Genomic DNA, 6,274 nt, shown 5'->3' with positions numbered 1-6,274 from the left:
GGTCGGGGATCAGCGGTGCCGTGGCAACCGGGGGTTGGTCGGGAGCGGTGGGCGCGACGTCCTCGTCGGCGCCGGCAAACAGCGGCACGCCGCGGCTGCGCAAGACGAGCACAAGAACGGCTCCGGCAATGATGCCGCCGATATGGCAGGCCCACGAAATCTGGTCCTCGCCGCCGGCGGCAAACATCACCACCTGGAACAGCACCCACAAGATGAGCGGGATGAAGGCCGGAATCCGCAGCGGGATGCGGGCAAAGGCCAGCACCCAGACCTTCACCCTGGGATAAAGGATCAGATAGGCGACGACCACGCCGGCGATGGCGCCGGAGGCACCGATCAGCGGCACTTGCGAATCCCAGGCGACGAGGCCCTGGAAAGCGGCGCCGGCGATCGCGCACAACAGGTAGAAGATGAGGTAGCGGATGTGGCCGAGCGCATCCTCGACATTGTCGCCGAACACCCACAGGAACAGCATGTTGCCGCCGAGATGGAAGATGTCTGCATGCAGGAAGGAATAGGTGAGATAGCTCAGGCTTTCGGGGATGACGATGAAACGGGGATCGAGCTCGGCGGTGTCATGGACGACCGACGGGATGAAGCCGAGACCAAGCACGGCGGCATTGGAGAAACTCTCGCCGCCGAGCGCGGTGGCAAGGTAGACCAGGGCATTGACCACGATCAGCCCGATGGTCACATATTGCAGGCGGATGTGCCGCAGCCTGTTGGTGTCGTAAAGCGGGATGAACATTGCCCCAGGCCCTCTTCCGCTTTCGACAATCAGCGGTTCTTGCCGGGAACCCATAGCACGTCGGCGTTTCCGTTGTCATTGACCGCCCGGGCGGCGACAAACAGGAAATCCGAGACGCGGTTGATGTATTTCAGTCCGTCGCGGTTGACGTGCTCGTTCGGGTCCTGGGCAAGGGCCACGATCAGCCTTTCGGCCCGCCGCGCCACGGTGCGGGCAAGGTGAAGTGCCGCCGCTGCCGGCGTGCCGCCATTGAGCACGAAGGATTTGAGCGGCTGAAGCTCCTTGTTGAGAAGGTCGATGTCCTTCTCGACCCGGTCGGTCTGCACGGCGACGATGCGAAGCGGCTCGTAGCCGAGTGGCTTGCCGTCGTCGGGCACGGCGAGATCGGCGCCAAGATCGAACAGATCGTTCTGGATGCGGGAAAGCATGTCATCGATCGCGGGATGGGTCGCGGCCGTGTGGACCCGGGCGATGCCGATGCAGGCATTGGCCTCGTCGATCGTGCCGTAAGCGTCTACCCGAAGGTCGGATTTCAGCCGCCTTTCGCCGGTGCCGAGACCCGTGGTGCCATCATCGCCGGTGCGGGTGTAGATCTTGTTGAGCTTGACCATTTCGCCTCCCCGGCTGCCGATATCCTCACTTGCGGGTGAAATACACCGCAAGCAGAATCAGCACCAGCGCCACGGCCTGCAGCATGACGCGTGCCTGCATCAGCTTGTTCGACGTGACGCCGGAACCACCGCGCATCATGTTGATGAGGCCACGAACAAGCACGACCGCAACGGCGACCATGACCAGAATGGCGAGAATGTTGAAGACGGTTGCCATTGTTGCGTTCCAGTTGTTTGGCGTTCAGGCGCGTTTGGCCATCAGGCGGTAGAGCATCGATGCCGGCAGGATGCGTTTGAGCACCGCACCGATCCTGGCCGGCACTGTTACCACATAGTGCGGGCGCGGGCGCCGCGACAGAAGTGCATGGCGCAGCGCCGCATGAACGACTTCCGGCCCTGGCTTCAAGGCCGATTGGCTGCCGCCGGCCCGCAACCGCTCGAGTTGCGCCGCATAGTCCACGCGGTGCACGGAATTTTCGTGGTCGATGTTGCTGAGAAACCAAATGAGGCCATTGCTGGCGATCTTCGACTTCACCGGCCCCGGCTCGATCAGCGAAACGTGGACGCCGCTGCCGGCCAGTTCCTGGCGCTGGCAGAGCATCAAGGCCTCCAGTGCGTGCTTCGATGCCGAATAGGCGCCGCGAAAGCGCACCGGCACCAGGCCAAGGATCGACGAGCAGTGGACGATGCGGCCCTGACCCTGGCGGCGCATCACCGGCACCAGTCGGCGGGTCAAATCATGCCAGCCGAAGAAATTCGCCTCGAATTGCTGCTTGAGCGCCGCAACGGGCAGATCCTCGACGGCGCCCGGCTGCGCATAGGCGCCGTTGTTGAACAGGGCGTCGAGCCGGCCGCCGGTGCGGTCGAGCACCGCCGTCACCAGCGCGGCGATGGAGTCCGGCTCGCAATAATCGAGATAGAAGGCCTCGATGCCGTCGGCTTCGAGCGCGGCGATGTCCTGCGGCTTGCGCGCCGTTGCGAACACCCGCCAGCCTTCCGCCTTCAACGTGCGGGCGCAGTACGCGCCTATTCCCGAAGACGCACCGGTGATGATAATCGAGCGCACCTTCTGCGCCGGACTGTTCGTGGTTTCGCCAAGGGTTGCCATTTGCCGCAATCCCTTCCCATATTCCCGGCGTGGAGACAATTGGAGGGCGCGGTTCTTGTTGCGGAAGATCGTAGCCCTCAAGCGGGTTCTCTACGACGCGCTTGGCCATTTCAACACCGATGACGGCTGGGCCATGGCCAGCCATCTGGCGATCACATCGCTGATGGCGCTGTTCCCGTTTCTGATCTTCGCGACGACGCTGGCGAGCTTCCTGGGCGCGCAGGCGTTCTCCGACACGGCCGTGCATCTGGTCTTCGACACCTGGCCCGAACAGATCGCCAAGCCGATCGCGCGCGAAGTGCTCAATGTGCTGACCGTCCGGCGCACCGACCTTTTGACCTATGGTGTGGTGCTTGCTGCCTATTTTGCGTCGAACGGCATCGAGGCGCTGCGCACGTCGCTCAACCGCGCCTACCGCGTTTCGGAAACGCGCGGCATCATCTACCGCCGGGTGCAGAGCATCATCTTCGTTCTCATCGCCACGGCCGGTTTCCTGGCGATCAGCGTGCTCCTGGTGTTCGCGCCGCTGCTGGCGCGGCTCGCCGAAGCCCATATCGACTGGATCAAGCCCTATATGGGCACCATCACCCTGTGGCGTTACGTCATCGCTTCGGCGGTCATCGTCGGCGGATTGTTTGCCGTGCATTTCTGGCTGCCGGCGGGCAAGCGCCGCTTCGTCTCGCTGGTGCCGGGCATCGTCTTCACGCTGGCGGCATGGCTTATCGGCTCGACCATCTTCGCCACCTATCTCGACCACTTCTCGTCCTACGTGACGACCTATGCCGGCTTGGCCTCGATCATGATCGCCGTGGTCTTCCTCTACATGGTCTCGGCGATCTTCATCCTCGGCGGCGAGCTCAACGCCGCGATCAGTCGCTATCTGGAGGCGCGTGCGCGGGTGGGATGACAGGTCGAATTGGGGAACTGGAATGGGAGAATTGAGGAATGGGAGAATTGAAGAATTGAAGAATTGACGTAGCACCCAGCGCCAGATGGCCCCCATCTGCCTCAATGCCTCAATGCCTCAATGCCTCAATGCCTCAATGCCTCAATGCCTCAATGCCTCAATTCCTCAATTCCACAGTTCTTCCCTTGGTCTGCCGCGCCGTTGCCAGGCCAACGCCGAAGGTCGTGATCGCCATGCCGGCGATCTGCAGCGCGTTGAGCTGTTCGTCGAAGAGTGCCCAGGCGATGACCGCCGTCACCGCCGGCACCAGGTAGAACAGCGACGCCACTTTCGACATCTCGCCGTCGCGGATCATCACCATCAGCAGGAAGATGGCGCCGAGCGACAGCACCAGCACCAGCCAGGCCATGGCGAAGATCAGTTCGCCGTTGATGACGACGGTGTGGGTCTCGAAGGCGAGTGAGGCGAGGAGCATCAGCGAACCGCCACCGATATATTGCCACATGGTAGCCGCGACGAGGTCGCCGCCGGAAGCGAAGCGCTTTTGCCAGATGGTGCCGGCGCTCATGCCGAGCACCGAGACCAGCGAGGCGGTCAATGTCGCCGCGGTCACGCCGCCGCCGAGCGCGCCGAGCTTCGGCCACAGCACGATGACGATGCCGATGAGGCCGATACCAAGGCCAAGCCAGTGGCGCGGCAGGATCGCCTCGCCGAGAAACTTACCGGCAAGCACCGCCGTGATCAGCGGCTGCAGGCCGACGATGAGGGCCGAAAATCCGGCCGGCATGCCCCTGTGGATGGCCCAGAAGACGGCGCCGAGATAGACGCCATGCATCAGGATGCCGGCGCCGGTGGCATGCAGCGCCTCCTCGCGGGTGGCTCTTTTCGAGCCCAGCACAAGCATCAGGACGGCCAGCAGGATGGCGGCGATGACGAAACGCGCGGCGAGGAATGTGAACGGTTCCGCCCACGGCATGGCGTAGCGCGCGCCGATAAAGCCGGTCGCCCACAGGACGACGAAGGTGGCGGGGATGAACCGCTTGATGCTGTGCATGTTCCGGAGACCGCCGCGCTGGAGGGAGTTGACCGTGGCGCTGCTCTACTGCGCTTCAACCCGGCGCGCAAAACGAAACCGTTGATCCATGCGTCACCGGAATTCAACGGCCGGCGCATTTGGGGGGTGGCGCCCTGGTCTCACCGAGCTCAAAACCCGACCATCCGCCTGATGTCGTCAGGCGATGCGCCGGCATGGCGCAATGCGGCAAGGCCGGTATCACTGAAGCTCTTCGACAGTTTTCGTCCGTCCGTCCCGAGGATCAGACGATGATGGAAATAGGCCGGTTGCGGCAGTCCGAGGAGTTGCTGCAGCAGGCGCTGCACGCCAGTGGCGGAAAACAGATCCTGGCCGCGCACGACGTGGCTGACGTCTTGCAGCGCATCGTCCATGACGACGGCGAGGTGGTAACTGGTCGGAATGTCTCGGCGCGCCAAGATCACGTCGCCCCAGTCCCGCGGGCGGGCTTCGACGGAGCGCGTCGCGGAAAGCGTCTCGTCAGAATACTCCGTCCATGAAAGGTCCTTGCCGACACGCGCCATGGCGGCATCGACATCCAGCCGCCAGGCGAAGGGTGCATTCTCGGCGATCCGCCGCTGGCGTTCCTTCAGCGGCAGCGCCTTGTCGGTGGCGGGGTAGAGCGGCACGCCATCGGGATCGCGCGGCCAGTCGCGCCCACGCTTTTCGCTGTCGGTGATGAAGGCGCGGATCTCGCCACGGCTCATGAAGGCGGGGTAGACGAGTTCGTCCGCGATCAACCGCTCGAGCACCGCTTGGTATTCGGCGAAATGCTCGGACTGGCGGCGCACCGGCTCTTCCCAGCCAAGCCCCAGCCATTTCAGGTCGGCAAGCACGCCTGCCTCGAATAGCGGCGTGCAGCGCGTCGTGTCGATATCCTCGATGCGCAGCAGCAGGCGGCCGTGCGCCTGTGCCGCCAGCTTCTGGTTGAGCAGCGCCGAATAGGCGTGGCCGAGATGCAGGTCGCCGTTGGGGCTGGGCGCGAAGCGGAATGTCAGGAGTGTCATCTCTCAGGCGGCAATCATGTTTTGCGGCGCTCCGCCAATTGCTACCCTGTCGACGGTCGAGGAACAAGAAAGCATGCGCCGTATCGTGACATCAGACGACATTGCCCGGGGGCTCGACGCGCTTTGCGTGATCGACCCGCGCCTGGAAAAGGTGCGCGGCATGGCCGGCGAGGTGCCGCTGCGGCTGTCCGAGCCGGGGTTTCGAAGCCTGGCGTCGATCGTCGTCTCGCAGCAAGTGTCCCGCGCCAGTGCCGATGCGATCTTCGGCCGGCTGACCAAACTCGTCGATCCGCTGACGCCGCAAGCGATCCTGGCCGCCGGCGAGGACATGTTTCGCGAGGCCGGCCTGTCGCGGCCCAAGCAGCGCGGCCTGATCGCAATTGCCCAGGCGGTGGCCGACGGCCTCGACCTTCATCACCTCTGTTCGCTCGATGCCCAGGAGGCGATCACGACGATGACGGCGGTGTCCGGCATCGGCCCGTGGACGGCGGAAGTGTATCTCTTATTCGCCGCTGGGCATCCCGACATCTTCCCCGCGCGCGACGTCGCGCTGCAGAGCGCGGTCGGCCACGCGCTCGGCATCGAGCCGCGTCCGCCGGAGAAAACCCTGATCGCATTGGCCGAATCATGGAGCCCGTGGCGAGGTGTCGCATCGCGGCTTTTCTGGTCCTATTATCGTGAAACCAGAGGGCGAGACGCCGCGCCGCCGGCCTGAATCCGCAAAAAATCATAAAAATCACGCATTTTTGGCGCTTAGGCCACGCGACAATCCGCTTCACATCCCTGTCATGTCGGGCTTACAGTATCCGCGCCGTTCGGGT

The 6,274-nt window shown here is 63.8% G+C and carries 8 protein-coding genes; 2 read left to right on the top strand and 6 right to left on the bottom strand.

Features of this window, described 5'->3' with window-relative positions:
* The 4 genes from EOA19_RS19900 to EOA19_RS19885 form a co-directional block, all read right to left on the bottom strand.
* On the bottom strand, nucleotides 1–748 hold a 748-nt coding region (locus EOA19_RS19900), incomplete at its 3' end, for a rhomboid family intramembrane serine protease (protein WP_164892968.1).
* Between the two features lie 29 nt (nucleotides 749–777).
* The gene (locus tag EOA19_RS19895; RefSeq protein ID WP_128304573.1) at nucleotides 778–1,359 is read right to left on the bottom strand and encodes a cob(I)yrinic acid a,c-diamide adenosyltransferase; all 582 of its coding nucleotides are present in this window, start codon (nucleotides 1,357–1,359) and stop codon (nucleotides 778–780) included.
* Nucleotides 1,360–1,384: 25 nt separating this feature from the next.
* Nucleotides 1,385–1,576 carry a twin transmembrane helix small protein gene (locus EOA19_RS19890; protein WP_013529428.1) on the bottom strand — a complete coding sequence of 64 codons (192 nt, stop codon included), beginning with the start codon at nucleotides 1,574–1,576 and terminating at the stop codon, nucleotides 1,385–1,387.
* A 24-nt stretch (nucleotides 1,577–1,600) separates the two neighbouring features.
* Nucleotides 1,601–2,467, bottom strand: coding sequence for an SDR family oxidoreductase (locus tag EOA19_RS19885; RefSeq protein ID WP_128304572.1), 867 nt, complete (start codon nucleotides 2,465–2,467; stop codon nucleotides 1,601–1,603).
* Between the two features lie 55 nt (nucleotides 2,468–2,522).
* On the opposite strand from EOA19_RS19885, the gene EOA19_RS19880 reads away from it, so the two are divergent.
* Nucleotides 2,523–3,374 (top strand): YihY/virulence factor BrkB family protein, encoded by an 852-nt coding sequence (locus tag EOA19_RS19880; RefSeq protein ID WP_013529430.1) that lies wholly within the window; start codon nucleotides 2,523–2,525, stop codon nucleotides 3,372–3,374.
* A 157-nt stretch (nucleotides 3,375–3,531) separates the two neighbouring features.
* On the opposite strand, the gene EOA19_RS19875 is transcribed toward EOA19_RS19880, so the two are convergent.
* Together EOA19_RS19875 and gluQRS are read right to left on the bottom strand one after the other, a co-directional pair.
* Nucleotides 3,532–4,428: a DMT family transporter gene (locus tag EOA19_RS19875; RefSeq protein WP_128304571.1), complete on the bottom strand. Its 897-nt coding sequence runs from the start codon at nucleotides 4,426–4,428 to the stop codon at nucleotides 3,532–3,534.
* 149 nt (nucleotides 4,429–4,577) lie between these two features.
* Nucleotides 4,578–5,453 (bottom strand): tRNA glutamyl-Q(34) synthetase GluQRS, encoded by an 876-nt coding sequence (gluQRS, locus tag EOA19_RS19870; RefSeq protein WP_128304570.1) that lies wholly within the window; start codon nucleotides 5,451–5,453, stop codon nucleotides 4,578–4,580.
* Nucleotides 5,454–5,526: 73 nt separating this feature from the next.
* On the opposite strand from gluQRS, the gene EOA19_RS19865 reads away from it, so the two are divergent.
* Nucleotides 5,527–6,168: a DNA-3-methyladenine glycosylase gene (locus EOA19_RS19865; protein ID WP_023811137.1), complete on the top strand. Its 642-nt coding sequence runs from the start codon at nucleotides 5,527–5,529 to the stop codon at nucleotides 6,166–6,168.
* Nucleotides 6,169–6,274 lie beyond the last annotated feature (106 nt).

Origin of the sequence: Mesorhizobium sp. M7A.F.Ca.US.010.02.1.1 (assembly GCF_004023085.1) — a bacterium.
Lineage (GTDB): Bacteria > Pseudomonadota > Alphaproteobacteria > Rhizobiales > Rhizobiaceae > Mesorhizobium.
This window is presented reverse-complemented; position numbering and strand designations above follow the sequence as displayed.